Source organism: [Erwinia] mediterraneensis, from assembly GCF_900604315.1.
Classification (GTDB): Bacteria; Pseudomonadota; Gammaproteobacteria; order Enterobacterales; family Enterobacteriaceae; genus Pantoea; species Pantoea mediterraneensis_A.
Genome location: NZ_LR026978.1, coordinates 1,033,066 through 1,060,031, shown reverse-complemented (window position 1 = coordinate 1,060,031; position 26,966 = coordinate 1,033,066). Strand labels below are relative to the sequence as shown.

At 56.4% G+C, this 26,966-nt stretch carries 28 protein-coding genes; 22 read left to right on the top strand and 6 right to left on the bottom strand.

Annotated elements, in window-relative coordinates; genetic code table 11:
• The 14 genes from tsaE to E0E17_RS04900 all read left to right on the top strand — a co-directional run bounded on the left by tsaE (position 1) and on the right by E0E17_RS04900 (position 16,467).
• A complete protein-coding gene (gene tsaE / locus E0E17_RS04965; RefSeq protein ID WP_130832087.1) occupies positions 1-477 on the top strand; it encodes a tRNA (adenosine(37)-N6)-threonylcarbamoyltransferase complex ATPase subunit type 1 TsaE in 477 nt (158 codons plus the stop codon).
• Positions 474-2,126, top strand: coding sequence for an N-acetylmuramoyl-L-alanine amidase AmiB (gene amiB, locus E0E17_RS04960; protein WP_130832085.1), 1,653 nt, complete (start codon positions 474-476; stop codon positions 2,124-2,126). Before tsaE ends, amiB begins: the two co-directional genes overlap by 4 nt.
• A gap of 43 nt (positions 2,127-2,169) precedes the next feature.
• Positions 2,170-4,029 carry a DNA mismatch repair endonuclease MutL gene (mutL, locus tag E0E17_RS04955; RefSeq protein ID WP_130832083.1) on the top strand — a complete coding sequence of 620 codons (1,860 nt, stop codon included), beginning with the start codon at positions 2,170-2,172 and terminating at the stop codon, positions 4,027-4,029.
• Positions 4,022-4,972 carry a tRNA (adenosine(37)-N6)-dimethylallyltransferase MiaA gene (gene miaA, locus E0E17_RS04950; protein WP_130832081.1) on the top strand — a complete coding sequence of 317 codons (951 nt, stop codon included), beginning with the start codon at positions 4,022-4,024 and terminating at the stop codon, positions 4,970-4,972. Before mutL ends, miaA begins: the two co-directional genes overlap by 8 nt.
• Positions 4,973-5,072: 100 nt before the next feature.
• A complete protein-coding gene (hfq, locus tag E0E17_RS04945) occupies positions 5,073-5,384 on the top strand; it encodes an RNA chaperone Hfq (RefSeq protein ID WP_130832079.1) in 312 nt (103 codons plus the stop codon).
• A 76-nt stretch (positions 5,385-5,460) separates the two neighbouring features.
• Positions 5,461-6,741 (top strand): ribosome rescue GTPase HflX, encoded by a 1,281-nt coding sequence (hflX, locus tag E0E17_RS04940; protein ID WP_130832077.1) that lies wholly within the window; start codon positions 5,461-5,463, stop codon positions 6,739-6,741.
• 117 nt (positions 6,742-6,858) lie between these two features.
• The gene (gene hflK / locus E0E17_RS04935; protein ID WP_130832075.1) at positions 6,859-8,100 is read left to right on the top strand and encodes an FtsH protease activity modulator HflK; all 1,242 of its coding nucleotides are present in this window, start codon (positions 6,859-6,861) and stop codon (positions 8,098-8,100) included.
• 3 nt (positions 8,101-8,103) lie between these two features.
• Positions 8,104-9,108, top strand: coding sequence for a protease modulator HflC (gene hflC, locus E0E17_RS04930; protein WP_130832073.1), 1,005 nt, complete (start codon positions 8,104-8,106; stop codon positions 9,106-9,108).
• Between the two features lie 60 nt (positions 9,109-9,168).
• Positions 9,169-9,366 (top strand): DUF2065 domain-containing protein, encoded by a 198-nt coding sequence (locus tag E0E17_RS04925; RefSeq protein ID WP_130832071.1) that lies wholly within the window; start codon positions 9,169-9,171, stop codon positions 9,364-9,366.
• Positions 9,367-9,535: 169 nt separating this feature from the next.
• Positions 9,536-10,834 carry an adenylosuccinate synthase gene (locus E0E17_RS04920; RefSeq protein ID WP_130832069.1) on the top strand — a complete coding sequence of 433 codons (1,299 nt, stop codon included), beginning with the start codon at positions 9,536-9,538 and terminating at the stop codon, positions 10,832-10,834.
• Between the two features lie 188 nt (positions 10,835-11,022).
• Complete coding sequence (gene nsrR / locus E0E17_RS04915; RefSeq protein WP_130832067.1) at positions 11,023-11,466, top strand: nitric oxide-sensing transcriptional repressor NsrR; 444 nt, start codon at positions 11,023-11,025, stop codon at positions 11,464-11,466.
• A 16-nt stretch (positions 11,467-11,482) separates the two neighbouring features.
• Entirely contained in the window at positions 11,483-13,924 is a 2,442-nt protein-coding gene (gene rnr / locus E0E17_RS04910; protein WP_130832065.1) for a ribonuclease R, read from the top strand.
• Positions 13,925-14,009: 85 nt separating this feature from the next.
• On the top strand, positions 14,010-14,744 hold the full coding sequence (gene rlmB / locus E0E17_RS04905) for a 23S rRNA (guanosine(2251)-2'-O)-methyltransferase RlmB (protein WP_130832063.1): 735 nt from the start codon (positions 14,010-14,012) through the stop codon (positions 14,742-14,744).
• Between the two features lie 97 nt (positions 14,745-14,841).
• Complete coding sequence (locus E0E17_RS04900) at positions 14,842-16,467, top strand: isovaleryl-CoA dehydrogenase (RefSeq protein ID WP_130832061.1); 1,626 nt, start codon at positions 14,842-14,844, stop codon at positions 16,465-16,467.
• Here E0E17_RS04900 and bsmA read toward each other — a convergent pair.
• Together bsmA and E0E17_RS04890 are read right to left on the bottom strand one after the other, a co-directional pair.
• Positions 16,441-16,764 carry a biofilm peroxide resistance protein BsmA gene (bsmA, locus tag E0E17_RS04895; protein ID WP_130835468.1) on the bottom strand — a complete coding sequence of 108 codons (324 nt, stop codon included), beginning with the start codon at positions 16,762-16,764 and terminating at the stop codon, positions 16,441-16,443. The two genes, E0E17_RS04900 and bsmA, sit on opposite strands and share 27 nt — an antisense overlap.
• Before the next feature lie 57 nt (positions 16,765-16,821).
• Positions 16,822-18,753 carry a methyl-accepting chemotaxis protein gene (locus tag E0E17_RS04890; protein ID WP_130832059.1) on the bottom strand — a complete coding sequence of 644 codons (1,932 nt, stop codon included), beginning with the start codon at positions 18,751-18,753 and terminating at the stop codon, positions 16,822-16,824.
• A gap of 160 nt (positions 18,754-18,913) precedes the next feature.
• Between E0E17_RS04890 and yjfP the strand changes: the two genes are divergently transcribed.
• Positions 18,914-19,663: an esterase gene (yjfP, locus tag E0E17_RS04885; protein WP_130832057.1), complete on the top strand. Its 750-nt coding sequence runs from the start codon at positions 18,914-18,916 to the stop codon at positions 19,661-19,663.
• A gap of 47 nt (positions 19,664-19,710) precedes the next feature.
• Here the strand turns inward: yjfP and E0E17_RS04880 are convergent, their stop codons facing one another.
• Positions 19,711-19,917, bottom strand: a complete 207-nt coding sequence (locus E0E17_RS04880; RefSeq protein ID WP_130832055.1) for a hypothetical protein — start codon at positions 19,915-19,917, stop codon at positions 19,711-19,713.
• Positions 19,918-20,262: 345 nt separating this feature from the next.
• On the opposite strand from E0E17_RS04880, the gene rpsF reads away from it, so the two are divergent.
• The 4 genes from rpsF to rplI are packed head-to-tail and all read left to right on the top strand — an operon-like array spanning position 20,263 to position 21,702.
• The gene (gene rpsF / locus E0E17_RS04875) at positions 20,263-20,658 is read left to right on the top strand and encodes a 30S ribosomal protein S6 (protein ID WP_130832053.1); all 396 of its coding nucleotides are present in this window, start codon (positions 20,263-20,265) and stop codon (positions 20,656-20,658) included.
• A gap of 6 nt (positions 20,659-20,664) precedes the next feature.
• Positions 20,665-20,982: a primosomal replication protein N gene (gene priB, locus E0E17_RS04870; RefSeq protein ID WP_165446206.1), complete on the top strand. Its 318-nt coding sequence runs from the start codon at positions 20,665-20,667 to the stop codon at positions 20,980-20,982.
• A gap of 4 nt (positions 20,983-20,986) precedes the next feature.
• A complete protein-coding gene (gene rpsR, locus E0E17_RS04865; protein ID WP_000135199.1) occupies positions 20,987-21,214 on the top strand; it encodes a 30S ribosomal protein S18 in 228 nt (75 codons plus the stop codon).
• Positions 21,215-21,252: 38 nt separating this feature from the next.
• Complete coding sequence (gene rplI, locus E0E17_RS04860) at positions 21,253-21,702, top strand: 50S ribosomal protein L9 (RefSeq protein ID WP_130832049.1); 450 nt, start codon at positions 21,253-21,255, stop codon at positions 21,700-21,702.
• Between the two features lie 50 nt (positions 21,703-21,752).
• On the opposite strand, the gene E0E17_RS04855 is transcribed toward rplI, so the two are convergent.
• Entirely contained in the window at positions 21,753-22,286 is a 534-nt protein-coding gene (locus E0E17_RS04855) for an OapA family protein (protein WP_130832047.1), read from the bottom strand.
• On the opposite strand from E0E17_RS04855, the gene E0E17_RS20410 reads away from it, so the two are divergent.
• Both E0E17_RS20410 and bamJ read left to right on the top strand, forming a co-directional pair.
• Positions 22,273-22,617, top strand: a complete 345-nt coding sequence (locus E0E17_RS20410; protein WP_130832045.1) for a hypothetical protein — start codon at positions 22,273-22,275, stop codon at positions 22,615-22,617. The two genes, E0E17_RS04855 and E0E17_RS20410, sit on opposite strands and share 14 nt — an antisense overlap.
• Before the next feature lie 11 nt (positions 22,618-22,628).
• Positions 22,629-23,249 (top strand): BamJ family beta-barrel-assembly machinery protein, encoded by a 621-nt coding sequence (gene bamJ, locus E0E17_RS04845; protein ID WP_130832042.1) that lies wholly within the window; start codon positions 22,629-22,631, stop codon positions 23,247-23,249.
• Between the two features lie 42 nt (positions 23,250-23,291).
• Here bamJ and E0E17_RS04840 read toward each other — a convergent pair whose 3' ends face one another.
• Positions 23,292-25,238, bottom strand: coding sequence for a bifunctional 2',3'-cyclic-nucleotide 2'-phosphodiesterase/3'-nucleotidase (locus E0E17_RS04840; protein WP_130832040.1), 1,947 nt, complete (start codon positions 25,236-25,238; stop codon positions 23,292-23,294).
• A 295-nt stretch (positions 25,239-25,533) separates the two neighbouring features.
• Here E0E17_RS04840 and cysQ point away from each other — a divergent pair, with 295 nt between their 5' ends.
• Complete coding sequence (cysQ, locus tag E0E17_RS04835; protein ID WP_130832038.1) at positions 25,534-26,280, top strand: 3'(2'),5'-bisphosphate nucleotidase CysQ; 747 nt, start codon at positions 25,534-25,536, stop codon at positions 26,278-26,280.
• 46 nt (positions 26,281-26,326) lie between these two features.
• Here the strand turns inward: cysQ and E0E17_RS04830 are convergent, their stop codons facing one another.
• Positions 26,327-26,884 (bottom strand): YtfJ family protein, encoded by a 558-nt coding sequence (locus tag E0E17_RS04830; RefSeq protein ID WP_130832036.1) that lies wholly within the window; start codon positions 26,882-26,884, stop codon positions 26,327-26,329.
• Positions 26,885-26,966: the final 82 nt, after the last annotated feature.

Sequence of the window (26,966 nt, the reverse complement as noted above, 5' to 3'; positions counted from 1 at the left end):
ATGAAAACCTGTGTTATTTCTTTGCCCGATGAGGCAGCAACGCTCGAACTGGGCGCACAACTGGCCCGCGTCTGTCACGGCGCGACCATTCTTTATCTGTATGGCGATCTGGGGGCGGGAAAAACCACCTTTAGCCGCGGATTTTTACAGGCATTAGGCCATCAGGGTAATGTAAAAAGCCCGACGTACACGCTGGTTGAGCCTTATCAGATCGGTACGCGTGCGCTGTATCATTTTGATCTCTACCGGCTGGCCGATGCGGAAGAGTTGGAGTTTATGGGGATCCGCGACTACTTCAGCGGTGACGCCATCTGTCTGGTGGAGTGGCCGCAGCAGGGACAGGGCGTATTGCCTGAACCTGATGTGTCGCTCACCCTGAGCTATATGGGGGCTGCGCGTCAGGCGGAAATCGTTGCGCAATCGCCAGCCGGGGAAGCCATCGTTGCGCAATTCAGCCACCACAGGGATCTGACATGATGTCATGGATAAAAATCGGGCTGCTGGCGCTGTTGAGCCTGGTTTCAGGCTCAGCCCTGGCGGCCAGCCTGTCAGATATCAAGGTATCAAACGGCGACAGCCAGGCAACGGTGACGCTGAGCTTTGCCGGCCAGCCGGTTTACGGCTATTTTCCGTTGCGCAATCCCGATCGCGTCGTACTGGATATCCGTCAGAGCGGAACCATTCAGGGTTTGCCGCTAAACTTCAGCGGTGAAAATATTGTAAAGCGCATCCGCAGCAGCACGCCAAAAGATGCGCAAAGCATCCGCCTGGTCTTTGAGTTAACGCAGCCAGGGAAAACGCGCGCCGTGACCCAACGTAATGGCAGCAACTACAACGTGGTGTTTACGATTAAAGGCACGCAGCAGACGGCCCGGGTGCCCAGTGCAAACGCCGCCAGCAGCGCGCCGCGTCAGGTGCAGAATAGCGCGCCGGCGCGCAATCCTTTTGACGGCAACCGGGTGACCTCGGTGACCAGCACCAGCCAGGTGCGCACGCGCGCCGCCAGCAGCCGCAGCGAAACCATTATTGTCGCCATTGACGCCGGGCATGGCGGTCAGGATCCGGGCGCGATTGGTCAGCACGGGCTGAAAGAGAAGAATGTGACGCTTGGCATCGCACGTAAGCTGAAAACGCTGCTGAATCAGGATCCGATGTTCAAAGGGGTTCTGACGCGCGAGAGCGATTACTTTATTTCCGTGATGGGACGTTCTGACGTTGCGCGTAAAGCGAACGCCAATCTGCTGGTGTCGATTCATGCCGACTCAGCGCCCAATCACACCGCCAGCGGCGCCTCGGTCTGGGTACTCTCCAACCGCCGCGCCAACAGCGAAATGGCGAACTGGCTGGAGCAGCGCGAGAAACAGTCGGAGCTGCTCGGCGGCGCAGGGGATCTGCTGGCGAACAGCCAGGCCGATCCTTACCTCAGCCAGGCAGTACTCGATCTGCAGTTTGGTCACTCGCAACGCGTTGGTTACGATGTGGCCGTGAAGGTATTACAGCAGCTGCGTAGCGTATCGCCGCTGCACAAACGCTTACCGGAACACGCCAGTCTCGGTGTGTTGCGTTCGCCCGATATTCCTTCACTGCTGGTGGAGACCGGGTTTATCAGTAATGCCTCGGAGGAGCGGCTGCTCGGCAGTAGCGCACATCAGGAAAAGATTGCTCAGTCTATTTATCAGGGCTTGCGCAACTATTTTCTGGCGCATCCGCTACAGACGCTCCCAAAGGAGGAAAAGCAACCGTTCAGCTCAGCAGCGGCGGTTAGCGTGGCATCAAACGCGGCAACGGGCAAAGCGCGCTACAGCGGGGCGACCCGGCTGCATGTGGTCCAGCGCGGTGAAACGCTGTCGGGGATCGCCGCTAAATATGGCGTCAGTATGGCGACGTTGAGCGAGCTGAATCGCCTGAAAAAAGAGAGCGTCTGGGTGGGCCAGCGTCTGAAAGTGCCGGCGCAGGGCAGCAGCACCACAGCACGCAAACCGCTACGCCATAAAGTGGTACGGGGGGATTCCCTGACGGCGATTGCGGCGCATTATGGCGTCAGCCCGCAAGCGATCATGCAGGAGAATAATATGAAGTCGACCAATGTCATGCTGGGCCAGGCGTTGAAAATCCCCGCTTCCTGATGAGTGTACCTGTGCCGGATAAGCCCGCAAAAGGATAAACATCATGCCAATACAGATATTGCCGCCGCAGCTGGCTAACCAGATTGCGGCGGGTGAAGTGGTTGAACGTCCTGCGTCGGTAGTGAAAGAGCTGGTCGAAAACAGCCTGGATGCCGGGGCCACGCGCATTGATGTGGATATCGAAAAAGGCGGCGCGAAGCTTATCCGTATCCGGGACAATGGCTGCGGTATCGTCAAAGATGAACTGGCGATGGCGCTGGCGCGTCATGCCACCAGTAAAATCGCCTCGCTGGACGATCTGGAAGCGATCATGAGCCTGGGGTTTCGCGGCGAAGCGCTGGCGAGTATCAGCTCGGTCTCGCGCCTGACTCTGACCTCGCGCACCGCGGAACAGAGCGAAGCCTGGCAGGCTTATGCCGAGGGCCGGGATATGACGGTTACGGTCAAGCCTGCCGCCCATCCCTGCGGTACCACGCTGGAAGTTCTCGACCTGTTTTATAACACGCCGGCGCGACGTAAGTTTTTACGCACCGAAAAGACCGAGTTCGCCCATATTGATGAGGTGATTCGGCGTATCGCACTGGCGCGCTTTGATGTGTCGATCTCGCTGACGCATAACGGCAAGCTGGTGCGGCAATATCGCGCTGTCACGCAAGAGTCGCAACGCGAACGGCGCCTGGGCACCATTTGCGGCACCACCTTTATGACCCATGCGCTACGTATCGACTGGCAGCATGGCGACCTCCGTCTGCATGGCTGGGTGGCTGATCCGACGGGTTCGCGTCAGGTCACTGACCTGCAGTACTGCTACGTCAACGGGCGGATGATGCGCGACAAGCTGATCAACCATGCGATTCGCCAGGCGTTTCAGACTCAGCTGGCTGAGGATCAACAACCCGCCTATGTGCTCTATCTGGAAGTTGACCCGCATCAGGTGGATGTCAATGTGCATCCGGCCAAGCATGAGGTGCGTTTTCATCAGTCGCGCCTGGTGCATGACTTTATTTTCCAGGGGGTCCTGAGCGCCCTGCAGGCCAGCGCAGCGCCCGCTCTGGCGCTGAGCCAGGCAGGGCAGGCGGAAGAACCGCCGCCGCGCTGGCAGCCGGAGAACCGCCAGGCGGCAGGGAGCAATCATTTTTCCCGGCCTGCGCCTGCGCACCCGGAGACAGCGGGTGCGGCAGCGCCCTGGCAGCACAAGGAGAGCGGTTACCGCAAGCGGGAAGGTGCGGTTTATCAGCAGCTGCTGAAAACGCCAGCAGCACCGGCGCGTCCGGCGGCAGAACCGCCCGCCGCCGCGCCGCAAGGCCGTCAGGCACCGGCTGTCAGCGAGGCGCCGCTGGCGGCGCACGCGCAAAGCTTTGGCCGCGTGCTGACGGTGCTGCAGGCACAGTATGCGTTGCTGGAGCAGGAACAAGGGTTGGCGCTGATTTCGCTGCGGGTCGCGGCACGCTGGCTGAAGCAGGCGCAGCTGCAACCTGGTGAAGCGGGGCTGAAACCTCAGCCGCTGCTGATTCCGATCCGCCTGAAAGTCGATAAACCTGAGCGACAGGCGATCCAGACCTGGGCGAACCTGCTTGCCGCCATGGGCATGGAATTGCAGAGCGAAGGACAGCATGTGACGCTGCGCGCGGTGCCTTTACCATTACGAACACAAAATTTACAAAACTTGATTCCGGAACTGTTAGGCTATTTGGCCCGGCAGCAGGAAATGTCCGAGTCGCAGCTCGCTCAATGGCTGGCACGTCACAGCGACACGGAATCTCCGAACTGGAATCACTCACAGGCGATCGCCCTACTGGCGGAACTGGAACGACTCTGTCCCCAGCTGGTGAAATCGCCGCCTTCTGGCTTATTGCAAGCCGTAGCGATTGAGAACGCGTTAAACGCCCTGAAGCATGAGTGAAATGAACCAGACTGGCCGGCCAAAGGCTATTTTTTTGATGGGGCCTACAGCTTCCGGTAAGACCGCGCTGGCAATTTCGCTGCGTCGCTCTCTTCCGGTTGAACTTATCAGTGTTGACTCTGCCTTAATCTATCGCGGGATGGATATTGGTACGGCGAAACCGTCGGCTGAAGAGTTAGCACAGGCGCCCCATCGTTTGCTGGACATTCGCGACCCGGCGGAAGCTTATTCCGCTGCAGAGTTTCGTCGCGATGCGCTGGCAGAAATGGCGGAAATCACCCGAAGCGGGCGAATTCCGTTGCTTGTTGGTGGAACCATGCTCTATTTCAAGGCGCTACTGGAAGGATTATCGCCGTTGCCCTCGGCCGATCCTGAAGTACGCCAGCGTATAGAGCAAATGGCGCGTGAGAAAGGATGGGAAGCCTTACACCGCCAGTTGTGCGATATCGATCCGATTGCGGGCAGTCGTATTCATCCGAATGATCCGCAGAGACTTTCGCGAGCACTGGAAGTTTTTTTTATTTCGGGTAAAACTTTAACGGAACTGACAAAAACGTCTGGCGAAGCGTTACCCTACAATGTGTATCAATTTGCTATTGCACCGGCGAGTCGTGAGCTGTTACATCAGCGCATTGCTTTACGGTATGAACAGATGCTGGCGTCAGGATTTGAAGCGGAGGCTCGGGCCCTGTTTGCACGAGGTGATTTGCATACGGATATGCCTTCCATTCGTTGTGTAGGGTATCGCCAGATGTGGTCTTATCTGGCTGGCGAAACCGATTATGACGATATGGTTTATCGGGGAATTTGCGCGACGCGACAGCTCGCCAAGCGCCAGTTAACCTGGTTACGCGGCTGGCAAAATGTCCACTGGTTAGACAGTGACAAGCCAGAAGCAGCGCGTGATGCAGTGTTACAGGTTCTTAGTGCGAAGCATGGGTGATTGTGTACAATTGATCCGTTATCGTGCGCAAATTTTTACGCAGTTTTTCAGAACCATCGGTTCTCAGTAACAAACAACAAGCATATAAGGAAAAGATAGAATGGCTAAGGGGCAATCATTACAAGACCCGTTTTTGAACGCATTGCGTCGTGAACGTGTTCCGGTTTCGATTTATTTGGTGAATGGTATTAAGCTGCAAGGTCAGATTGAATCTTTTGATCAGTTCGTGATTTTGTTGAAAAACACGGTCAGCCAGATGGTATATAAGCATGCTATCTCAACCGTGGTCCCGTCCCGCCCGGTGTCACACCACAGCAATAATGCAGGTGGCGGCGGAAGCAATTACCACCATGGTGGTAGTAATCAGGCCGCGCAGTCGCAGCCACAACAAGACGGTGATAGCGCAGAGTAAGGCGTTGCCGTAAATCCAGGGCCGGGAGGCGCGAACGTTTTCCTGTCCTGGTATTTTATTTTAGCGAGGTTATAGCTTGTTTGACCGTTATGATGCCGGTGAGCAGGCCGTACTGGTACACATCTGGTTCTCCCAAGACAAAGAGATGGAAGACCTGCAGGAATTTGAAACGCTGGTTTCTTCCGCAGGCGTTGAAGCGCTGCAAGTGATTACGGGCAGCCGTAAAGCGCCCCATCCCAAATATTTTGTCGGTGAAGGAAAGGCAGCTGAAATTGCCGATGCGGTAAAGTCGAGTGGTGCATCGGTCGTTTTATTCGATCATGCCTTAACCCCTGCTCAGGAACGCAATCTCGAGCGTCTGTGCGAATGTCGTGTCATCGACCGCACGGGCTTAATTCTTGATATCTTTGCCCAGCGCGCCCGTACCCATGAGGGTAAACTGCAGGTCGAGCTGGCACAGTTGCGCCATCTTGCGACCCGCCTGGTACGCGGATGGACTCACCTTGAACGTCAGAAAGGCGGTATCGGCCTGCGCGGCCCGGGTGAAACGCAGCTGGAAACTGACCGTCGTTTGTTACGTAACCGAATCAGCCAGATTCTCTCCCGGCTTGAGCGCGTTGAAAAACAGCGCGAGCAGGGCAGACAAGCGCGCGCCAAAGCGGATGTGCCAACAGTTTCGCTGGTGGGCTATACCAACGCCGGTAAATCCACCCTGTTTAATACCATTACTTCCGCTAACGTCTATGCGGCGGATCAGCTTTTTGCGACCCTGGATCCCACGTTGCGTCGTCTGAACGTAGCTGATGTGGGCGAGGTAGTGCTGGCGGATACTGTAGGTTTTATCCGTCATCTGCCACACGATCTGGTGGCGGCGTTTAAAGCAACCTTGCAGGAGACGCGTCAGGCGGCCTTGCTACTGCATATTATCGATGCCGCGGATGTGCGTGCCAATGATAATATCGAGGCGGTTAACAGCGTGCTGGAGGAGATTGAAGCGGATGAGATCCCGACGCTGCTGGTGATGAACAAAATCGATATGCTGGAAGGCTTTGAGCCGCGTATCGATCGTAATGAAGAGAATCTCCCGATTCGCGTCTGGCTTTCTGCGCAGACCGGTGCGGGTATTCCTTTACTCTGGCAGGCTCTTTCTGAGCGCCTGGCAGGGGAAATTGCCCAGTTTGAACTCAGCCTGCCGCCGGAAGCAGGCCGTTTGCGTAGCCGTTTTTATCAGTTACAGGCGATTGAAAAAGAGTGGAATGAAGACGACGGTAAGCTGTGCTTGCAGGTGCGTATGCCGATGGTTGACTGGCGACGTCTGTGCAAGCAGGAGCCATCATTGATTGATTATATTGTTTAATTTGTTGCCCGAACGCATTTACCTGAAGGACTTTCCGCTGGCAGTGAATACCGCCAACACAGCTGCCAGCGGGAATCCGAAGGGTATCACCGCACATACAATAAATGGAGTATAAACATGGCGTGGAATCAGCCCGGTAATAACGGACAGGACCGCGACCCGTGGGGAAGCAGCAATAATCAAGGCAGCAACTCTGGGGGAAATAAAGGGGGGCGTGACCAGGGACCTCCTGATCTGGATGATATCTTCCGTAAGCTGAGCAAAAAGCTTGGTGGACTGGGCGGTGGCAAACAGAGCGATAATAATAACCCGCGCGGACCTGGTAACGGTGGCAAACTGATTGGCATCGTGGCGGTCGCTGCTGTGGTGATCTGGGCTGCCAGCGGTTTCTACACCATTAAGGAAGCTGAGCGCGGCGTAGTTACCCGTTTCGGCAAGTTCAGCCATCTGGTTGAACCCGGTCTGAACTGGAAACCCACCTTTATTGATCAGGTGCGAGCGGTGAACGTGGAAGCGGTGCGCGAGCTTGCTGCGTCCGGCGTCATGCTCACTTCTGACGAAAACGTCGTGCGCGTTGAAATGAACGTGCAGTATCGCGTGACTGATCCTGAACATTATCTCTATGCGGTTACCAGCGCGGACGATAGCCTGCGTCAGGCCACTGACAGCGCCCTGCGTGGTGTTATCGGGCGTTCCACTATGGATCGTATCCTGACCGAAGGGCGTACTGTGGTACGTAGTGAAACCCAGCGTGAGATCGAAGAGACCATTCGTCCTTACAACATGGGGATTACCGTACTGGACGTCAACTTCCAGGCGGCGCGGCCTCCGGAAGAGGTAAAAGCGGCGTTTGACGATGCGATTGCCGCACGGGAAAACCGTGAGCAGTATGTGCGTGAGGCGGAAGCCTATGCGAACGAAGTGCAGCCGCGCGCGAATGGTCAGGCGCAGCGTATTCTGGAAGAGGCGCGTGCTTATAAAGAGCGCACCGTACTGGAAGCGCAGGGTGAAGTGGCGCGTTTTGCCAAACTTCTGCCGGAATATAAAGCCGCACCGGAAATCACCAAAGAGCGTCTCTATATCGAAACCATGGAGCGTGTGCTCAGTAATACCCGTAAAGTGCTGGTCAACGATCGTGGCAATAACCTGATGGTGCTGCCGTTGGATCAACTGATGCGTAGCGCGCAGTCAACGGGCAGCAGCAACGATCAGCAGGGCGCTGGTCTGCTGAAGCTGCCGACGGAGAGCGGTAACAGCGCCAGCCGTAACAGCAGCTCATCATACAATCCAGCCAGCATCATGGATCAGCGTCGTGCGAATGCGCTACGCAACGATACCCAGCGCGAAGGGAGAGAGTAATCGATGCGTAAGTCAATCATAGTATCAGGCGTGTTCGTGCTGGTAGCACTGTATGCATCACTGTTTGTGGTACAGGAAGGTCAACGCGGCATTGTGCTGCGCTTTGGCAAAGTACTGCGTGATAACGACAACAAGCCGCAGATTTATGCGCCGGGCCTGCATTTTAAGGTGCCCTTTATTGAAACAGTGAAAAGCCTTGATGCGCGTATCCAGACTATGGATAACCAGGCGGATCGCTTTGTAACCAAAGAGAAGAAAGACCTGATTGTCGACTCGTATATCAAGTGGCGTATCAGCGATTTCAGCCGTTACTACCTGGCAACCGGCGGCGGTGATATCTCGCAGGCAGAAGTGCTGCTGAAACGTAAGTTCAGCGACCGTCTGCGTTCTGAGATGGGGCGTCTTGACGTGAAGGATATTGTTACCGATTCCCGCGGCCGTCTGACTACCGATGTGCGCGATGCGCTGAATACTGGTAGCGCAGGCAGCGACGATGAAGTGCAGACGCCTGCTGCAGATGATGCCATTGCCAGTGCGGCCGCACGTGTTGAGCGTGAGACCAACAGCAACGAGCCGGCTATCAATCCGAACAGTATGGCGGCGTTAGGCATTCAGGTGGTGGATGTGCGTATCAAGCAGATCAACCTGCCAGCGGAAGTCTCCGATGCTATCTACAACCGTATGCGCGCTGAGCGTGAAGCGGTTGCGCGTAGCCAGCGTTCACAGGGTCAGGAAGAGGCGGAAAAACTGCGTGCGCAGGCGGATTATCAGGTCACCCGCACGCTGGCTGAAGCTCAGCGTCAGGCACTGATTACGCGTGGTGACGGTGATGCAGGCGCGGCGAAACTGTTTGCCGATGCATTCAGCCAGGATCCTGACTTCTACGCCTTTATCCGTAGCCTGCGTGCTTATGAAACTAGCTTCAATAACAACCAGGATGTGATGGTATTGAGCCCGGACAGCGATTTCTTCCGTTACATGAAGACGCCTTCTAACGCAACACGCTAAGAAAGTGCTATAAACTACGGGCCGACAATGATGTTGGCCCGTTTTTTTTGGAATAACAGAATGAATAACACCATCTGGATGGCACTGGCGTTGGTACTGGTGCTGGAAGGGCTTGGACCGATGTTTTTACCCCGTCTCTGGCGGCGCATGATCCTGTCGATGGCGCAACTCCCCGATCGCCTGTTGCATCGCTTTGGCGGCGGCCTGGTCGTTGCCGGAGTCGTGATCTATTACATGCTGAGCGTACACGGGCAGTAAACGACGTCAGGGCTGACGTAACAAATTGTGTCTGGGCAGTGCGCTTTCCCCCATATGTTGTATTGATCAAAACCCAGGCAAAAAAGCGCGCAATCGTATGCTAAAAGTGCTGAAAGTGTAAAAGTCAGATGGTAGAATCCATTTTTAAGCAATCGGTGATTTTGAAAAAATGGGTAAGAACGTCGTCGTACTGGGCACCCAATGGGGTGACGAAGGTAAAGGAAAGATCGTAGACCTTCTGACTGAGCGTGCAAACTATGTTGTACGCTATCAAGGCGGCCACAACGCGGGCCATACGCTTGTCATCAACGGTGAAAAAACCGTTCTCCACTTGATCCCATCAGGCATTTTGCGTGAAAACGTGACCAGCATTATCGGTAACGGTGTGGTGCTGTCGCCAGAAGCGCTGATGAAAGAGATGAAGGGACTGGAAGAACGCGGTGTGCCGGTACGTGAACGTCTGCTGTTGTCTGAAGCCTGCCCGTTGATTCTGCAATACCATGTGGCGATGGACCTGGCGCGTGAAAAAGCGCGCGGCGCGAAAGCGATCGGTACTACCGGTCGCGGCATCGGTCCCGCCTATGAAGACAAAGTGGCACGTCGCGGTCTGCGCGTCGGCGATCTCTTTAACAAAGAGTCCTTTGCCGCCAAGCTGAAAGAAGTGGTGGAGTATTACAACTTCCAGCTGGTGCACTACTACAAAACCGATGCGGTGGATTACGACAAAGTCCTGCAGGATGTGCTGGCGATCGCCGATGTGCTCACCGGCATGGTCGTTGATGTCTCTGAGCTGCTGGACAACGCGCGCAAGCGTGGCGATCTGATCATGTTCGAAGGCGCGCAGGGCACGCTGCTGGATATCGACCACGGTACCTATCCTTACGTCACCTCTTCCAACACCACCGCCGGTGGCGTGGCTACGGGTTCCGGCCTGGGTCCGCGTTATGTGGACTATGTGCTGGGCATCGTGAAAGCCTACTCCACCCGCGTGGGTGCAGGTCCGTTCCCGACCGAGCTGTTCGATGACATCGGCGAGTATCTGTGTAAGAAAGGCAACGAGTTCGGTGCTACCACCGGTCGTCGTCGTCGTACCGGCTGGCTGGATGCGGTTGCCGTACGACGTGCCGTGCAGATCAACTCCCTTTCTGGCTTCTGCATGACCAAACTGGACGTGCTGGATGGCCTGGAAGAGGTCAAAATCTGTGTGGCTTACCGTATGCCGGATGGCACTGAAGTGACCACCACCCCGCTGGCGGCGGAAGGCTGGGAAGGCATTGAGCCGATTTATGAAACCATGCCGGGCTGGAGCGAGTCGACTTTTGGCGTGAAAACGCTGGAAGGTCTGCCGCAGGCGGCACGTGATTATATTAAACGTGTAGAAGAAGTAACCGGTGTACCGATTGATATCATCTCTACCGGTCCGGACCGTAGCGAGACTATGATTCTGCGCGATCCGTTCGACGCGTAATCGACCCAGGCCGGACACTGTCCGGCCTCTGTTTTTTTGCCCGCTGGCTTCATTTATCCCGCCTTTCTGTTTCAACTTCACGACTTACCTGAAAAAAACAGACCCGCAGCAATGCACTGGTTTATCATCTGTTAACGCAACGCGAAGGATCCGTTGAAAATCCTTTTTACTGATTCACTGAGGTATGTGTGCAGCTGACAAGTTTTACCGATTACGGCTTACGCGCGTTGATTTTTATGGCGACCCTGCCACCGGGGCGCCAGACCAATATTACTGAAGTAAGCGCAAAGTACGGCATTTCGCGTAACCATATGGTGAAAATCATTAACCAACTGAGCCGGGCGGGCTTTGTAGCGGCAACGCGCGGCAAAAACGGCGGCATCCGTTTAGGGATGGATGCAGACAAAATCGTCATCGGCGACGTCGTACGTAAAATGGAGCCGCTACAATTAGTTGATTGCGCAGGTTGCCATATCACGCCAGCCTGTCGCTTACGAAAAGTATTGAATGATGCTGTGCAGCTTTTCTTGCAGGAGCTGGACAAATACACGCTGGCAGACTTAGTGAAAGGCAACGAGCCTTTGTATCACCTTTTATTGTCTGAACCGCCGGTGACAATGACACATGAATGACATCGGAGGAACCGCTATGTCAAATGATCCTTTTCAGGAACGAGAAGCTGAAAAATACGAAAATCCCATTCCGAGCCGTGAGTTTATCCTTGCTCACTTAGAAAAACGCGAAAAGCCCGCCAGCCGGGAAGATCTGGCGCAGGAGATGAATCTCAGCGATGAAGAGCAGCTGGAAGCGCTGCGTCGTCGTCTGCGCGCGATGGAGCGCGACGGACAGCTGGTCTTCACCCGTCGTCAGTGCTACGCGCTGCCGGAGCGACTGGATCTGCTGCGTGGCCGGGTGATTGGCCACCGTGACGGTTACGGCTTCCTGCGCGTGGAAGGTCAGAAAGATGACCTCTACCTCTCTGCTGAGCAGATGAAAATGTGCATGCACGGCGATGTAATTCTGGCGCAACCATTGGGCGCGGATCGCAAAGGCCGCCGCGAAGCGCGCGTGGTGCGCGTGCTGGAGCCGCGTAACAGCCAGATCGTAGGCCGTTACTTTACCGATGCGGGCGTCGGTTTTGTCGTCCCGGACGACAGCCGCTTAAGCTTCGATATTCTTATCCCCCCCGAAGAGACGATGAATGCACGCATGGGCTTTGTCGTGGTGGTGGAGCTGACGCAGCGGCCCACGCGTCGTACCAAAGCGATCGGTAAGGTAACGGAAGTGCTGGGTGACAACATGGGCACCAGCATGGCGGTGGATATGGCGCTGCGCACGCATGAAATCCCACATAGCTGGCCGCCGGAAGTGGAGCAACAGGTCGCTTCGCTGAGCGAAGAGGTGCCAGAGGAGGCGAAACAGGGGCGCATCGATCTGCGCGAGCTGCCGCTGGTCACCATCGATGGCGAAGATGCACGTGACTTTGATGATGCGGTGTACTGCGAGAAAAAACGGGGCGGCGGCTGGCGTTTATGGGTAGCCATCGCGGATGTCAGCTACTATGTGCGTCCCGGCACGCCGCTGGATAATGAAGCGCATCAGCGTGGCACCTCGGTCTATTTCCCGTCGCAGGTGGTGCCGATGCTGCCGGAAGTGCTCTCCAATGGTCTCTGTTCACTGAATCCGCAGGTGGACCGCCTCTGTATGGTGTGCGAAATGACGGTGTCGTCCAAAGGCAAGCTGACTGGCTTTAAACATTACGAAGCGGTGATGAACTCCCATGCGCGTCTGACCTACACCAAAGTGTGGAACATTCTGCAGGGCAACGCCGAGCTGCGTGAGCAGTATGCGCCGCTGGTAAAGCCGCTCGAAGAGCTGCATCGTATGTACAAAGCGCTGGAAGAGGCGCGTGAACAGCGCGGCGGCATCTCTTTTGAAACGGAAGAAGCGAAATTTATTTTTAACGCGGAACGTCGTATTGAGCGCGTGGAGCGTACGGTACGTAATGATGCGCACAAGCTGATTGAAGAGTGCATGATCCTGGCGAATATCGCCTCAGCCCGCTTTGTCGAGAAGAATGAGGAGCCGGCATTGTTCCGCGATCACGATCGTCCCGGGGATGACAGCATTACCAGCTTCCGCACCGTGCTGAATGAGCTGGGGCTGAGCCTCTCCGGCGGCGTTAAGCCGCAGCCGGTGGATTACGCTGAGCTGTTGACGCAGATTGCCGATCGTCCCGATGCAGAGATGCTGCAAACTATGCTGCTGCGCTCAATGAAGCAGGCTGTCTATGATCCGGAGAACCGCGGGCACTTTGGCCTGGCGCTCGCCTCCTATGCGCACTTTACCTCGCCGATTCGTCGTTATCCCGATTTGCTGCTGCATCGCGCCATCAAATATCTGCTGGCGAAAGAGCAGGGCGAGGTAAAAGGCAATACCACGCCGACCGGCGGCTATCACTACGAGATGCCGCAAATGCTGCAGCTGGGTCAGCACTGCTCCATGACCGAGCGCCGCGCTGATGAGGCGACGCGTGATGTGGCGGACTGGCTGAAGTGTGACTTTATGCAGGATCAGGTGGGTAACGTCTTTAACGGCGTGATCTCCAGCGTCACCGGCTTCGGTTTCTTTGTGCGCCTCAACGACCTGTTTATTGATGGTCTGGTGCATGTGGCGACCCTGGATAACGACTACTATCGCTTTGATGCGGTAGGGCAACGTCTGATTGGCGAATCGGGCGGACGTACCTATCGTCTGGGCGATGCGGTAGAGGTGCGGGTTGAAGCAGTGCATATGGACGAGCGCAAAATCGACTTTGCCCTGATCTCCAGCCAGCGCAAACCGCGTGGCGAGGGGAAAACCGCGCGCGACAAAGCGAAGCGTGGTGATGGCAAAAAAGCGCCGCCTAAACGTCGGCGTGAAATGGGGAAAAGCGTTAACTTTGAGCCAGACGCTGCCTTCCGCGGCGGCAAGAAAAGCGCCGACAATGCGCAGAGCAAGAAAAAAAGTAAAACCCCATCGGAAAAAACCCGTAAAATCGCCGCCGCCACCAGAGCGAAACGCGCCGCGAAGAAAAGCGGCACGGCCTGATCTCTGACGTGCCGCATGCTCCCTCGCTCCGCGTGAGCGGGGGAGCAAGCCGAACTTTTTACATTCCCAAACACTGAGCAGATCGATGAGTGAAATAATTTTTGGTATCCACGCCGTGCAGGCGCTGCTGGAACGCGATCCCCAACGTTTTCAGGAAGTCTTTATTTTAAAAGGACGTGACGACCGTCGTCTGCAACCGCTGGTTGCCGCACTGGAAGCGCAGGGCATTGTCATTCAGCTGGCTACCCGTCAGTGGCTGGATAGCACCTCAGAAGGCGCGGTACATCAGGGCATTGTGGCGCGCGTGAAGCCGGGACGGCAATATCAGGAAGGCGATCTGCCGGATCTGCTCGCGGCGCTGGAACAACCTTTCCTGCTGATCCTCGATGGCGTCACTGACCCGCATAACCTGGGCGCCTGCCTGCGTAGCGCCGACGCCGCTGGCGTGCATGCGGTAATTGTACCGAAAGATCGCTCGGCTGCGCTCAACGCCACGGCCAAAAAAGTGGCCAGCGGCGCAGCGGAAAACGTGCCGCTGATTCGCGTGACCAATCTGGCGCGTACCATGCGTCTGCTGCAGGAATATAATATCTGGATCGTAGGTACTGCAGGCGAAGCGGACCATACGCTCTATCAGAGCCAGATGCGCGGCGCCATGGCGCTGGTGATGGGCGCTGAAGGAGAAGGTATGCGCCGTCTGACGCGCGAACATTGCGATGAGTTAATCAGCATCCCCATGGCGGGCAGCGTCTCCTCGCTCAACGTGTCGGTGGCAACCGGCATCTGTCTGTTTGAAGCGGTACGTCAGCGCAACGCCTGACGCGCGGGCTGACGTGATCGTCAGCACAAAACTGCCGCTGTGCCAGGCATATCTGCTCGTCGCTCACATAATTAAGTGAGCAAACCGAGGAGTGGATATGACCTGGACAACCCACACCGTTTTTAATCAACCTTATCCGCTCAGCAACAGCAACCTGTTCCTGTCTGATACGCCGCTGTGTGAAGCCGTGGCGCGTGAAGGGGCCGGGTGGGATCGCGAGCTGCTCGCCTCTGTAGGGTTACAGCTCGGCAGCGCCGAATCCCTGGAGCTGGGCCGTCTGGCCAATGCCGCGCCGCCTGAACTGCTGCGTTACGACAGCCGGGGCGAACGGCTTGATGAGGTGCGCTTCCATCCGGCCTGGCATCTGCTGATGCAGGGCGTCTGCGCTAACCGCCTCCATAATCTCAGCTGGCAACCCGACGTGCGCGAAAATGCTATGGTGGCGCGTGCGGCGCGCTTTATCCTGCATGCGCAGGTGGAAGCGGGCACCCTTTGTCCGGTCACCATGACCCATGGTGCGATTCCGCTGTTGCAGACGTTGCTGCCTGCCAGCTTTAAAGCGTGGCGCGAGCCTCTGCTGTCCGACCGTTATGATCCTCATCTTCAGCCTGGCGACCAGAAACGGGGATTGCTGATTGGCATGGGGATGACAGAAAAGCAGGGCGGCACCGATCTTCTCAGTAATACTACCCGTGCCGAACCTCTCGGCCGCTCAGGTCCCGGCGAAGCTTATCGTATCACTGGTCATAAATGGTTCTTCTCCGTGCCGCAAAGCGATGCGCACCTGATTCTTGCGCAGGCGAAAGGGGGGCTGAGCTGCTTCTTTTTACCGCGCCTGTTGCCTGACGGTAGCCGCAACGCCATTCGGCTTGAGAGACTGAAAGAGAAACTGGGCAACCGCTCCAATGCCAGCAGCGAAGCCGAATTTACCGATGCCACCGGCTGGTTGCTGGGCGAAGAGGGCGAGGGCATACGGCTGATCCTGAAGATGGGCAGTATGACGCGCTTCGACTGCGCGCTGGGCAGTCATGGTCAGATGCGACGCGCGTTCTCCCTTGCGCTCTGGCATGCCCATCATCGTCAGGTGCTGGGGAAAAATTTGATTGAGCAGTCGCTGATGCGTCAGGTATTGGGTAGCCAGGCGCTACAGTTGGAGGGGCAGACGGCGCTGCTGCTGCGTCTGGCGCGCGCCTGGTCCACGCCGCAGCGGGAGGCGGAGCAGGCCTTCGCCCGGCTTTTCACCCCGGCCGCGAAATATGTCATCTGCAAAGCGGGAATGCCTTTTGTTGCCGAGGCGATGGAGGTGCTGGGAGGAACCGGCTATTGCGAAGAGAGCGAACTGCCGCGACTCTATCGTGAAATGCCGGTTAACAGTATCTGGGAGGGGTCGGGCAATGTGATGTGCCTGGATGTGTTGCGAGTGCTGAACAAACAGCCTGGCGTGCTGGAGATGCTGAACCATGAGTTTGAGGCGGTACGCGGCTGTAACCGTGACTTTGATGCCTGCTGGCACGCGCTGCGCATAGGACTGCGGAGCCCTGAAGAGGCGCAGGCGCGGCATCTGACCCACAGCCTGCTGCTGCTGGCCACTGCCGCGCAGCTGCTGAAATATGCGGAGCCGCCACTGGCCGACGCCTGGTGTCGGCAGTGGCTGAGTCACACTGGCAGCGAAACGCTGGAGCCGGTGGTGGAGCGTTTACTGCTGCGCGCCTGTGGTCGTTGAAGCGCCATACAGGATCGCGGTGGCATACCAGATACCCGGCATCACGGTTTCATCAACCATTACGATCTGGTAATAAATGGCACCCGCCTGATTGGCTTTTGCCGCCAGTTCGCGCTCCGCATCATCCGGCGAACCGCGCACACTCACGCTGATATTGCCCAGTTTCGGCAGATTTGCGCTCTGTGCCCGGCTGATCTCCTGCGCCTGTGATGTCGGGGGTGGTGGCGCTTCCGGCGTGGTTTTCAGGGCTGAACAGCCGCTCAGCAAGAGTAAACATGCAATCATCAGATAACGCATCATCTTTCCTTTGCGGGGATAAATAAGCTTAAAGTTTAACCTATCCCCGCTCTGGCGTTAGTTTTTCAGCCGGAAAATACTCACCAGGTCGGTGAGATGATGGCCTTTCTGGCTGAGCGCCTGCGCCGTGGTCTCCGCCTGGGTGACCAGACTGCTGTTATGGTGTGTCGCCTGGCTGATCTGGTTCATGGCGATATTGACCTGTCCGATACCGGCGGCCTGTTCCTGCGAGGCCACGTTAATCTCGCCCATTAAATCTTTCACCTGCTCGATGCGCTGTACGATATTTTCCATGGCATCGCGCGTCTGGCCGGAAAGCTGATGCCCCTCCGTCACCTTGCTGATGGTGTTGTCAATCAGGGTATCGATCTCCTTCGCCGCCTGCGCGCTGCGCTGGGCAAGAGCACGAACCTCGGCGGCAACGACCGCAAAGCCTTTGCCATGCTCACCGGCACGCGCCGCTTCGACCGCCGCGTTAAGCGCCAGAATATTGGTCTGGAAAGCGATCGACTCGATAACATGGGTAATATCGGCAATGCTGCGTGATGCTTCCTGAATGGCAGACATGGTGTTCGCCGAGCGCGTTACCGTCTCTTCGCCCTGATTAACCGTCGAGGCCGCTTCGGCTACCAGCACCAGCGCCTGACGAACGTTATCGGCATTCTGCTCGACCGTTGCGCCAAACTGCTCCATGCTGGCCGAGGTCTCTTCGATGCTGCTCGCCTGGCGGCCGATCTGCTCGCTGATATCAAGACTGCCGGCAGCGATTGCATCCGTACCGTCACTGATCTCCTGCGCGGCGCCACGTACCTGGGCGACAACGTCCTCCAGCCCGTTGCCGATGCCGTTAATGGCGCTGATCAGCTGACCAATTTCATCCTGACGTCGGGTATTCAGCTGCGCCTGCAGATTGCCCGCGGCATACTGCTCGGCCAGGTAGATCACCTGCTGCAGCGGCTTGCTGATGGCGCGACGGCTGTACCAGACAAAGCCAACCGCAAACACCACCACCAGCAGCAGGCCAATCAGCATAAACAGGTTACGGCTGTGATGGATGGTTGCCAGCAGGCTGGCGCGGCTCATCTCGCCGATAATTACCCAGTCCCATCCCGGCAACTGCCGCCAGGCAAGCAGGGTGCTTTTGCCTTCCAGCTGCACTTCCCTGATTCCCTGGGGCTCACTCAGTAACTGTTGTTGTAGCGCGGCGTCCCAGCGTGGCAGCTGGCCTTCACGATCGGTGTGAAACAGATACTGACCCTGATTTTCACCGGCAGCGCCATCAAGCACATAGAAATAGCCGCTGTCGCCAAGATGACGCGCCAGCACTTTGTCACGCATCAGCGCGTATTGTTTATCGATCTCTACCCCAATAAACAGCACGGCAATCACTGTGCCATGCTCATCTTTCACCGGCTGATATTGCGTGATATAGCGATGGCCGAACAGCGTCGCCAGCCCGCGATAAATCTCGCCCTGGCTTACCTGCTGCCAGGCGAGGCTGCGCTGATCCAGCCGGGTGCCCAGCGCGCGGCTGCCATCCTGTTTTTTCAGCGACGTTGAGATACGGATATAATCATCACCGTCGCGCACAAAAATAGTGGCGACAGCCCCGGTGCGTTGCAGGAAATCGTCTACGATCTGCTGATCAAGATTGAGCACTTGCTGATCGGCGCGCAGCGTGGGCGTGGAAATCTCGCCGACCTGCACACGTGACTGTTCGTCGCGACTAAAATGCTGCGGCAAAAAATTTTGAAAAAGTGATGTGTAGTTTGACACTTCTTCTGAGAGGGTTGCGTTAAATACCGTGGCGATTTCGCCGATGCCCTCGACCTGATTCTCTATATCGTTGACAGCCAGCTGCTCCAGCTGGCGAGCGGCGTTATGGCTTAACGTCAGAGTTAAAATTAACAGGAGAATCGCTACGCTGAATGACGTCATTACAGACAGCTTAATACCAAGACTCATTGCGCTGAGAGAGAGACGCTTCATGCTTAACCTTCAGAATAACAGACAGAGTAGATGGTTAACGGCATGGCACGGGAAAGATTTAGCAGAGAAATAGAAGGGAACACCCGGTACTTCGTAACATAATCTTGCCGAGGCAAGCGGAAATTCGACAGTAAACGTTTGAGATAATTCAGGAGACAGCATGATTGAACTCACCACGGAATCGCTGGCGGGAATCGAATGTATTCACGCCGCACCGGCAGGGCTGCGCCATACCCGCTTGCCCACCGTGATCTTTTATCACGGCTTTCTCTCTTCGAAAGAGGTATATGCCTATTTTGCCGTAGCGCTGGCGCAGGCGGGGTTTCGCGCGCTGCTGCCCGACGCGGATATGCACGGCGCACGCGACAATGGCGATGCGGCCGGACGCCTGAGCCATTTCTGGCAGATCCTCAAAAGCAATATCGATGAAATGCCGGCGCTTGAAGCGGCGCTGCGTGAAAAGGATCTGATCGACGGTGATCGTCTGGCGCTGGCGGGGGCATCCATGGGCGGGATGACCGTGCTGGGCGCCATGGCACGCTATCCGCATATCAGGAGCGTCGCCTGCCTGATGGGATCCGCCTATTTTATGCAGCTCAGCCATCAGCTGTTTCCGCCGCTGGTGGCGCAGACGCCGGAGGAGCAGCAGATATTTGCACAACGTATGGCGCCGCTGGCGAGCTATGATCCTTGCGAACACCTCGCCGCGCTGGCTAACCGGCCGTTGCTGCTCTGGCATGGCGAGGCAGATGAGGTGGTGCCTTTTGCGGAGACCCGGCGGCTGGTAACAGCGTTGCAGGAGCAGGGACTGGATAGTCATGTGCGCTTTCTGTCAGAAAAACAGATCGGCCACAAAATCACGCCGCTGGCGCTGAACGCGCTGATCGAATTTTTTCAGCAGCAGCTCTGACATGAAAGCGGGCTGACTGGCAGGCCAGCCCGACCGATCACAGCGCCTTACAGATTTTGCGACAAGCGTGCTGCAGCGCTGGTGTTGGGACCAGAATGGTTTTCGCCGGGCGCATCCAGGCGATTGACATATACATAGCCTGACGCCGCATTGCTGCTGTTACTTCTCATCTGCTGCGCACAGTCAGCGAGGCTGGCAAGAGCGGGTGGAGACAGGAAGAGACCCAGTAAAGTGGCGATGATGAACGTTTTCATTATCGACTCCCCACTACGGCAATTCACCCTCAGGGGGTGGTTAAAAAACCATCACCCCTGTAACAAAGTGTAGTGCGTAAAGCGTGCCCTGCCAGGTCAACAGCTGGCCCTGACGGGCAACCTGTTTACGCCTTTGCACGTAACCTGCTGAATTCACCTCTTTAGCACAAAAGGCCACCTCAGCTGGCACGGTACGGGCAATTTGATGAAATGTGCGCTTGAGTTTCTCCCGTCACGCCAGTATGATTACGCGTCAATTTTTCAGCCGCACACTAAAACGTTCCTTGCTTCCATGGGCCGCGGTTGACCCTGACAGGAGGCTGAATAATCCGTAAGGAGCAATCGATGCGTCATTACGAAATCGTATTTATGGTCCATCCTGACCAGAGCGAACAGGTTCCGGGCATGATCGAGCGTTACACGGGTGCTATCACCGGTGCACAGGGCACGATCCATCGTCTGGAAGACTGGGGCCGCCGTCAGCTGGCTTACCCGATCAACAAACTGCACAAAGCACACTACGTTCTGATGAACGTTGAAGCGCCGCAGGAAGTTATCGATGAGCTGGAAACGAACTTCCGCTTCAACGACGCCGTTATCCGTAGCATGGTTATGCGCGTTAAGCACGCGGTAACCGAAGCATCTCCGATGGTTAAAGCGAAAGACGAGCGTCGTGAGCGCCGCGAAGACTTCGCTAATGAAACCTCTGATGACTCAGATGCTGGGGATTCTGAAGAGTAATCAATCGTGACGGCAAATCGTCTGCGTCTGTCTGGCACTGTGTGTAAGACACCAGTTCGAAAAATCAGCCCGTCAGGAATTCCACACTGCCAGTTTGTGCTTGAGCACCGCTCTGTGCAGGAGGAAGCCGGATTTAACCGGCAAGCCTGGTGTCGCATGCCGGTGATTATCAGCGGCACTATCCATCAGGTGATTACTCAACATATAACGGTCGGCACGCAACTCACACTCGAAGGTTTCATTAGCTGCCATCAGGCGCGCAATGGCCAGAGCAAAATGGTGTTACATGCCGAGCAGATTGAATTGATAGATTCTGGAGACTAGCCAAATGGCACGTTATTTCCGTCGTCGCAAGTTCTGCCGTTTCACCGCGGAAGGCGTTCAAGAGATCGACTACAAAGATATCGCTACGCTGAAAAACTACATCACTGAAAGCGGTAAGATCGTACCGAGCCGTATCACCGGTACTCGCGCAAAATACCAGCGTCAGCTGGCTCGTGCTATCAAGCGCGCGCGTTACCTCTCTCTGCTGCCGTACACTGATCGTCATCAGTAACGGCTGTTGTCCATTAACGACTTTAAGAGGATAAGGTAATGCAAGTTATTCTGCTTGATAAAGTAGCAAACCTGGGCAGCCTGGGTGATCAGGTTAACGTTAAAGCGGGCTACGCTCGTAACTTCCTGGTTCCGCAGGGCAAAGCTGTTCCTGCTACCAGGAAAAACGTTGAGTTCTTCGAAGCACGTCGTGCTGAACTGGAAGCCAAACTGGCTGACGTTCTGGCTGCGGCCAATGCACGCGCTGAGAAAATCAATGCGCTGGGCAGCGTGACCATCGCGTCTAAAGCAGGCGACGAAGGTAAACTGTTCGGTTCTATCGGTACGCGCGACATCGCTGACGCTGTAACTGCAGCTGGCGTTGACGTGGCGAAGAGCGAAGTTCGTCTGCCGAACGGCGTTCTGCGCACCACCGGTGAGCACGAAGTGAGCTTCCAGGTTCACAGCGAAGTATTCGCAAAACTGATCGTGACCGTAGTTGCTGAGTAATCACTTCTGCAACGATCGCAAAAGCGCCGGCCTTGTGCCGGCGTTTTTGTTTATTGCGCGCGAATAAAGCTGCCATCCGGCTGGCGCGTAAACAGCACCTGCCCGTTATCGCTTTCCACTGTTAACCCCGTTACTACTCCTTGCGTATTCTGACGAATTCGCACCTGCTGTCCGCTCTGCAGCGAACTCAGTGGTTGGTCGTTCCCCTCGACGCGCGCCATGGCAAACACATCATTGACCGGTAAATTGTTATCACGAAACAGCTGGGCCAGCGTCTGGCCAGATGCCACGACATAGCTGCGCCAGGTGCCCTGCGCATCAGCTGGCGCCTCTGCTGGTGGTCGGGCGCTATCATAAATCTCCGCCTGCATCGGCACCTCTTTGGGCGTGCCGGGCTGCGGACGCTCCACAGGGTACTGTGGTGTTGAGCCGGGCCAGAGAAAACCGATCAGCATTACCAGCAGCGCCAGAATAATGCCGCGTCGGTGGAAGGGCGGCAGCGGATCCATCCAGCGCAGGTTATCGGGCAGATGCCAGATCTGTTGCAGCCAGTAAGAAAGGCGAAGTGTGATGCCTGAAGCCATGCGGGATTCCTCTTTGCCGGTTGCGTCGCGCTTCCTGCGGGCTGGCAGCCAGCGTTGCAGCCATGTCGAAACAGGTGATGTGCGCATCCTGCGCCGTCTGGGGGCAATCTGGCCCATAGTTACTCTCTCAGTTCAGATTCAGTGCGGCAGGGTAACCAAATGTTACCCCTCTTTCATAGTATGGCAATGCAGCGGCGAAGTGGTTGCAGGCATTGATAAATTTGACCTGCCTATTGTTTCTCTTTCCCTGGAAAAAGTCACCCGCGATGCACGGGATTTTACGACGGCGGCTGGCGCTGTTATGCTGCCCGTTCGAATTTATCCGAGATGAAAGGAACTGAGATGACGACCCCTTCTTTTGACAGCGTCGAAGCACAAGCAAGTTACGGTATTGGTTTACAGGTTGGTCAGCAATTACAGGAGTCCGGTCTGCAGGGGCTGCAGCCGGAAGCGCTGCTGGCGGGCCTGCGCGACGCGCTGGAAGGGAACTCTCCTGCAGTGCCGGTTGATGTGGTTCATCGCGCGCTGCGTGAAGTGCATGAGCGCGCTGAAGGCGTGCGTCATGAGCGCACCAAAGCGATGGCGGCGGAAGGCGAGAAATTCCTTCAGCAGAACAGCCAGCGTGAAGGCGTGAGCAGCACCGAGAGCGGCCTGCAGTTCAGCGTGATTAAACAGGGCGACGGCCCGATTCCCGCGCGTCAGGATCGCGTACGCGTCCATTATACCGGCAAGCTGATCGACGGCACGGTGTTTGACAGCTCTGTCGCTCGCGGCGAACCGGCGGAATTCCCGGTGAGCGGCGTGATTCCGGGCTGGATTGAGGCGCTGACCCTGATGCCGGTGGGCTCCAAATGGGAACTGGTGATCCCGCAGCACCTGGCTTACGGTGAGCGTGGCGCCGGCGCTTCCATCCCGCCGTTCAGCACGCTGATTTTCGAAGTCGAGCTGCTGGAAATCCTGTAAGTTCGGGCAGGGTGGCGTGCATGCCACCCTGCTTTCCTGCCGTTATAGCTCCTGCTGTAAATTAACCTGCCAGATCGCGAACCCGATAGCGTCACTGCCCTGCGGGCTGAGCGGATACTGCCCATGCTGGCGAATAAAGCGGGTCGCCTTTTCCCCTGGCGCGGTTTCAAACCGGATATCCAGCGGCGTATCGCTCTGCACCGGCGCCAGTCGCCAGTTATTGTCCGCCTGCGGCTGTACTTCCCCCTGCGTCCGGGTTTGCGCACTGATGTAAGCGGCCACCACGGAACGGTTCTCATCCGGAGAGGCGAAGGCGACATAGCGCTCGCCGGTGCCGGCAAACTTGCCGCCGTAAGCGCGATAGTTATTGGTTGCTACCAGAAACATCGCCTGCGGATCGATCGCTTTACCCTGCCAGGTCAGATCCTTAATACGCCTGGCGTTATCGTTGATGCGCTGGCATTCGCCATCGTAGCGGGCGGGCTGGGTGACATCGATCTGATAATTGACCCCGTCAATCACATCAAAGTTATAGGTACGAAAATCCCAGTTAATCAGCGACTGCGGTGCCGGATTGTGGGGATCGATCTGGTTAAACTGCGCCGCTGAGCATTCCAGCCACTCTTTTACCTGCGCACCGCTGATCTTCAGCACCACCAGCGTGTTGGGGTAGAGATAAAGATCCGAGGCGTTGCGAAAGGTGAGCGGGCCTTTCTCCACTTCCACATAGCTGGCGGGATCGTTTTTACGCCCGCCCACTTTAAAGGGCGCAGCGGCGGAGAGCACCGGCAGCTTACCGAGATCGGGATCGCCCTGAATAAAGCGCTCAACATAATCGCGCTGGGCGTTATTGACGATCTGCACGGTGGGATCATCCTGGATCAGCGCCAGATAGCTGTACATCACGTCAGCGGATCGGCCAATGGGTTTGGCAACAAAGGCGCGCGTTGCACGATGATCTTCCGCCAGCAGTTGCACCAGCGCCGGATCTTCCGCTGCCAGCGCTTTTTTCGCCTGCGCATCGTAAACCGGCCGCGCCTGCGCCTGCGCAGAAACTACCTGCCAGCTGCCCTGCGCATTGCTCAGCATCAGATCCACCACCCCAAGATGGTCACCCCACATGCCGGGCATCACGGCAGCTATGCCGTTCAGCGTGCCTTTCACAATATCAGCGCCCGGAATGGCGGCAAAATCTTCGCCCGGGAAAACCGCATGGGCATGACCAAACATAATGGCATCAATACCCGGCACCTGGCTGAGGTAGTAAACGGAGTTTTCCGCCAGCGCCTGATAAGGCGCGCTGCTCAGACCGGAATGGGCGACGGCAATCACCACGTCTGCGCCTCTGGCGCGCATCTCCGGCACGTAGTGGCGTGCGGTTTCGGTAATATCGTTTACCCGTACCTTGCCCTGCAGGTTCGCTTTATCCCAGATCATAATTTGCGGCGGTACAAAGCCGATATAACCGATTTTCAGCTGATGCGTCTTGCCGTCCCGATCCACCACTGGCGTCTCTTTAATCAGATAAGGCGTCAGCAGCGGCTTGCCGGTGGTTTCATCAATGATATTGGCGTTAACGTAAGGAAAGCGGGAACCGGCCAGCGCTTTCTTCAGATAAGACAGACCATAATTAAATTCATGATTGCCCGGGCTGCCCACGCTGTAATCCAGGCTGTTTAACGCCTTGTAGACCGGATGAATATCTCCCGGCTGCAGCCCTTTTGCCGCCATATAGTCGCCCAGCGGGCTGCCCTGAATAAGATCGCCGTTATCCACCAGCACGCTGTTTTTTACTTCCTGGCGGGCGGCATGGATCAGCGACGCAGTGCGTACCAGACCGAATTTCTCACTGGGCGTATCCTTATAATAATCAAAATCCATCATATTGCTGTGCAGATCGGTCGTCTCAAGAACGCGCAGATCGATCTCCGCAGCCTGCACGGCGGTGCTGATACAGAGCGCCAGTAGCATCATGCCGGGCTTAAACATGCCTTTCTCCTGAATCTGTTTCTGGTTGGCCTCTCAAAATAATGTAAAAGGGTTACGTTTTCTCAGATGAAAACGTGATACGTATCGGAAAAATCATATCCTGGCGGCAGCCTCTGTGGCTGGCCGCAAGGGCAACAACTGCAAAGATGGCGGCCGGTCAAGAACTATGGTATTGATAATTAAAAGAATACGCGGTGTAGTAGCGGTCTCCCGGCAGCAGCGATGAAGCTGCTAGAATTTATAGAGCTGATGCAGCCGCAAATGTGCGCAGAATCGGCATAGAAAGAGGTGAAAAATGTTAGAGCAAATTTGCCAACTGGCACGCGCGGCGGGCGACGCCATTATGAAAGTGTATGATGGCGAGGTTCCGCTTGACGTTTCTCACAAAACGGATGATTCACCGGTGACCGCAGCCGATCTGGCGGCGCACCAGATTATTCTGCAGGGACTGAAGCAGCTGACGCCCGATGTGCCGCTGTTATCAGAAGAGGATCCGCCTGCCTGGGAAGTGCGTCAGCACTGGCAGCGTTACTGGCTGGTGGATCCGCTGGACGGCACCAAAGAGTTTCTCAAGCGTAACGGCGAGTTTACCGTCAATATCGCTCTGATCGAGCATGGCAAGCCGGTACTGGGTGTGGTGTATGCCCCGGCACTGGACGTAATGTACTCCGCTGCAGAAGGGAAAGCCTGGAAAGAGGAGGGCGGGCAGAAAGCGCGGATTCATGCCGCAGACGCGCGTCCGCTGCTGGTGGTGATTAGCCGTTCCCATGCGGCATCTGATGAAGAATTAAAAGAGTATCTTAATCAGCTGGGTGAGCATCAGACCACGGCGATTGGCTCCTCCCTGAAGTTCTGCCTGGTGGCTGAGGGCAAAGCGCAACTCTACCCACGCTTCGGGCCGACCAACATCTGGGATACCGGTGCCGGACACGCCGTAGCGCTGGCTGCCGGTGCCCATGTCACCGACTGGAAGGGAAAAACGCTGGACTACGCGCCGCGTGAATCTTTCCTGAACCCCGGCTTTCGCGTCTCCATCTTCTGATTATCAGGCGGGCGGGAATTTTTTCCGCCCGCCGCGCCTCTCTCCATTACTGTTGCAGCAGCTGTTTCAGTAAGCTGATGACCTGTGCCACTTCCTGCTGCGTCAGAGCGCCATCTTTGGCAAACCGCACGCGCCCGGTGTTATCCAGCACAACGATGGCTGAGCCGCCGTCAGCGAGTTGCCAGGCGTGTTTCGCATTGCCTTTGCTGTCGACGATAAATTGTGACCAGGGATACTGGCGCTTGTTATTTTCAATACTGCTGCGTACAAACATGCCGGTGCCGGGAAGCGCATCGTCGGTGTTAACAAGGGTGGTGGTCTGGTAGCGTTCGCGCGGCAGGTCCGCCGCTTTAATCGCTTCAATCAGCGCCGCGTTTTGTTCTTTCGCTGAAGAACGCCCGGCAATATGCTGGATGACCCGCACCTTGCCGGGCAGCTGAGCGCTGTTCCAGCTCTGATAGCTGAATTTATCCTGTTGATAGAGTAATTCACCTTTATCCGCCACACCGATGGCTGGCACCCGCTCTCCGGGTATAAACGCGTGAGAGAAAGCGATGGCTGGCACCAGCATGACCAGCGCAGCAAGAAAATGATGTCCCCGCATAACAGCTCCTCTGAAGTGATCAGACCAGATGGTCATGTTTCTGCAATATAAAACAGAAATAATCACCCTGTCCGGACGATGT

What these genes read in the sequence shown, in the direction of transcription:
- hflK (WP_130832075.1), top strand. Translation starts at nt 6,859, where the DNA reads ATGGCGTGGAATCAGCCCGGTAATAACGGACAGGACCGCGACCCGTGG.
- yjfP (WP_130832057.1), top strand. Translation starts at nt 18,914, where the DNA reads ATGATTGAACTCACCACGGAATCGCTGGCGGGAATCGAATGTATTCAC.
- E0E17_RS04830 (WP_130832036.1), bottom strand. Translation starts at nt 26,884, where the DNA reads ATGCGGGGACATCATTTTCTTGCTGCGCTGGTCATGCTGGTGCCAGCC.
- rpsR (WP_000135199.1), top strand. Translation starts at nt 20,987, where the DNA reads ATGGCACGTTATTTCCGTCGTCGCAAGTTCTGCCGTTTCACCGCGGAA.
- bamJ (WP_130832042.1), top strand. Translation starts at nt 22,629, where the DNA reads ATGACGACCCCTTCTTTTGACAGCGTCGAAGCACAAGCAAGTTACGGT.
- E0E17_RS04925 (WP_130832071.1), top strand. Translation starts at nt 9,169, where the DNA reads ATGAATAACACCATCTGGATGGCACTGGCGTTGGTACTGGTGCTGGAA.
- miaA (WP_130832081.1), top strand. Translation starts at nt 4,022, where the DNA reads ATGAGTGAAATGAACCAGACTGGCCGGCCAAAGGCTATTTTTTTGATG.
- E0E17_RS04855 (WP_130832047.1), bottom strand. Translation starts at nt 22,286, where the DNA reads ATGGCTTCAGGCATCACACTTCGCCTTTCTTACTGGCTGCAACAGATC.
- amiB (WP_130832085.1), top strand. Translation starts at nt 474, where the DNA reads ATGATGTCATGGATAAAAATCGGGCTGCTGGCGCTGTTGAGCCTGGTT.
- hflC (WP_130832073.1), top strand. Translation starts at nt 8,104, where the DNA reads ATGCGTAAGTCAATCATAGTATCAGGCGTGTTCGTGCTGGTAGCACTG.
- E0E17_RS04840 (WP_130832040.1), bottom strand. Translation starts at nt 25,238, where the DNA reads ATGTTTAAGCCCGGCATGATGCTACTGGCGCTCTGTATCAGCACCGCC.
- tsaE (WP_130832087.1), top strand. Translation starts at nt 1, where the DNA reads ATGAAAACCTGTGTTATTTCTTTGCCCGATGAGGCAGCAACGCTCGAA.
- E0E17_RS04900 (WP_130832061.1), top strand. Translation starts at nt 14,842, where the DNA reads ATGACCTGGACAACCCACACCGTTTTTAATCAACCTTATCCGCTCAGC.
- E0E17_RS04920 (WP_130832069.1), top strand. Translation starts at nt 9,536, where the DNA reads ATGGGTAAGAACGTCGTCGTACTGGGCACCCAATGGGGTGACGAAGGT.
- E0E17_RS04890 (WP_130832059.1), bottom strand. Translation starts at nt 18,753, where the DNA reads ATGAAGCGTCTCTCTCTCAGCGCAATGAGTCTTGGTATTAAGCTGTCT.
- rnr (WP_130832065.1), top strand. Translation starts at nt 11,483, where the DNA reads ATGTCAAATGATCCTTTTCAGGAACGAGAAGCTGAAAAATACGAAAAT.
- cysQ (WP_130832038.1), top strand. Translation starts at nt 25,534, where the DNA reads ATGTTAGAGCAAATTTGCCAACTGGCACGCGCGGCGGGCGACGCCATT.
- bsmA (WP_130835468.1), bottom strand. Translation starts at nt 16,764, where the DNA reads ATGCGTTATCTGATGATTGCATGTTTACTCTTGCTGAGCGGCTGTTCA.
- rpsF (WP_130832053.1), top strand. Translation starts at nt 20,263, where the DNA reads ATGCGTCATTACGAAATCGTATTTATGGTCCATCCTGACCAGAGCGAA.
- hfq (WP_130832079.1), top strand. Translation starts at nt 5,073, where the DNA reads ATGGCTAAGGGGCAATCATTACAAGACCCGTTTTTGAACGCATTGCGT.
- rplI (WP_130832049.1), top strand. Translation starts at nt 21,253, where the DNA reads ATGCAAGTTATTCTGCTTGATAAAGTAGCAAACCTGGGCAGCCTGGGT.
- E0E17_RS20410 (WP_130832045.1), top strand. Translation starts at nt 22,273, where the DNA reads ATGCCTGAAGCCATGCGGGATTCCTCTTTGCCGGTTGCGTCGCGCTTC.
- mutL (WP_130832083.1), top strand. Translation starts at nt 2,170, where the DNA reads ATGCCAATACAGATATTGCCGCCGCAGCTGGCTAACCAGATTGCGGCG.
- rlmB (WP_130832063.1), top strand. Translation starts at nt 14,010, where the DNA reads ATGAGTGAAATAATTTTTGGTATCCACGCCGTGCAGGCGCTGCTGGAA.
- E0E17_RS04880 (WP_130832055.1), bottom strand. Translation starts at nt 19,917, where the DNA reads ATGAAAACGTTCATCATCGCCACTTTACTGGGTCTCTTCCTGTCTCCA.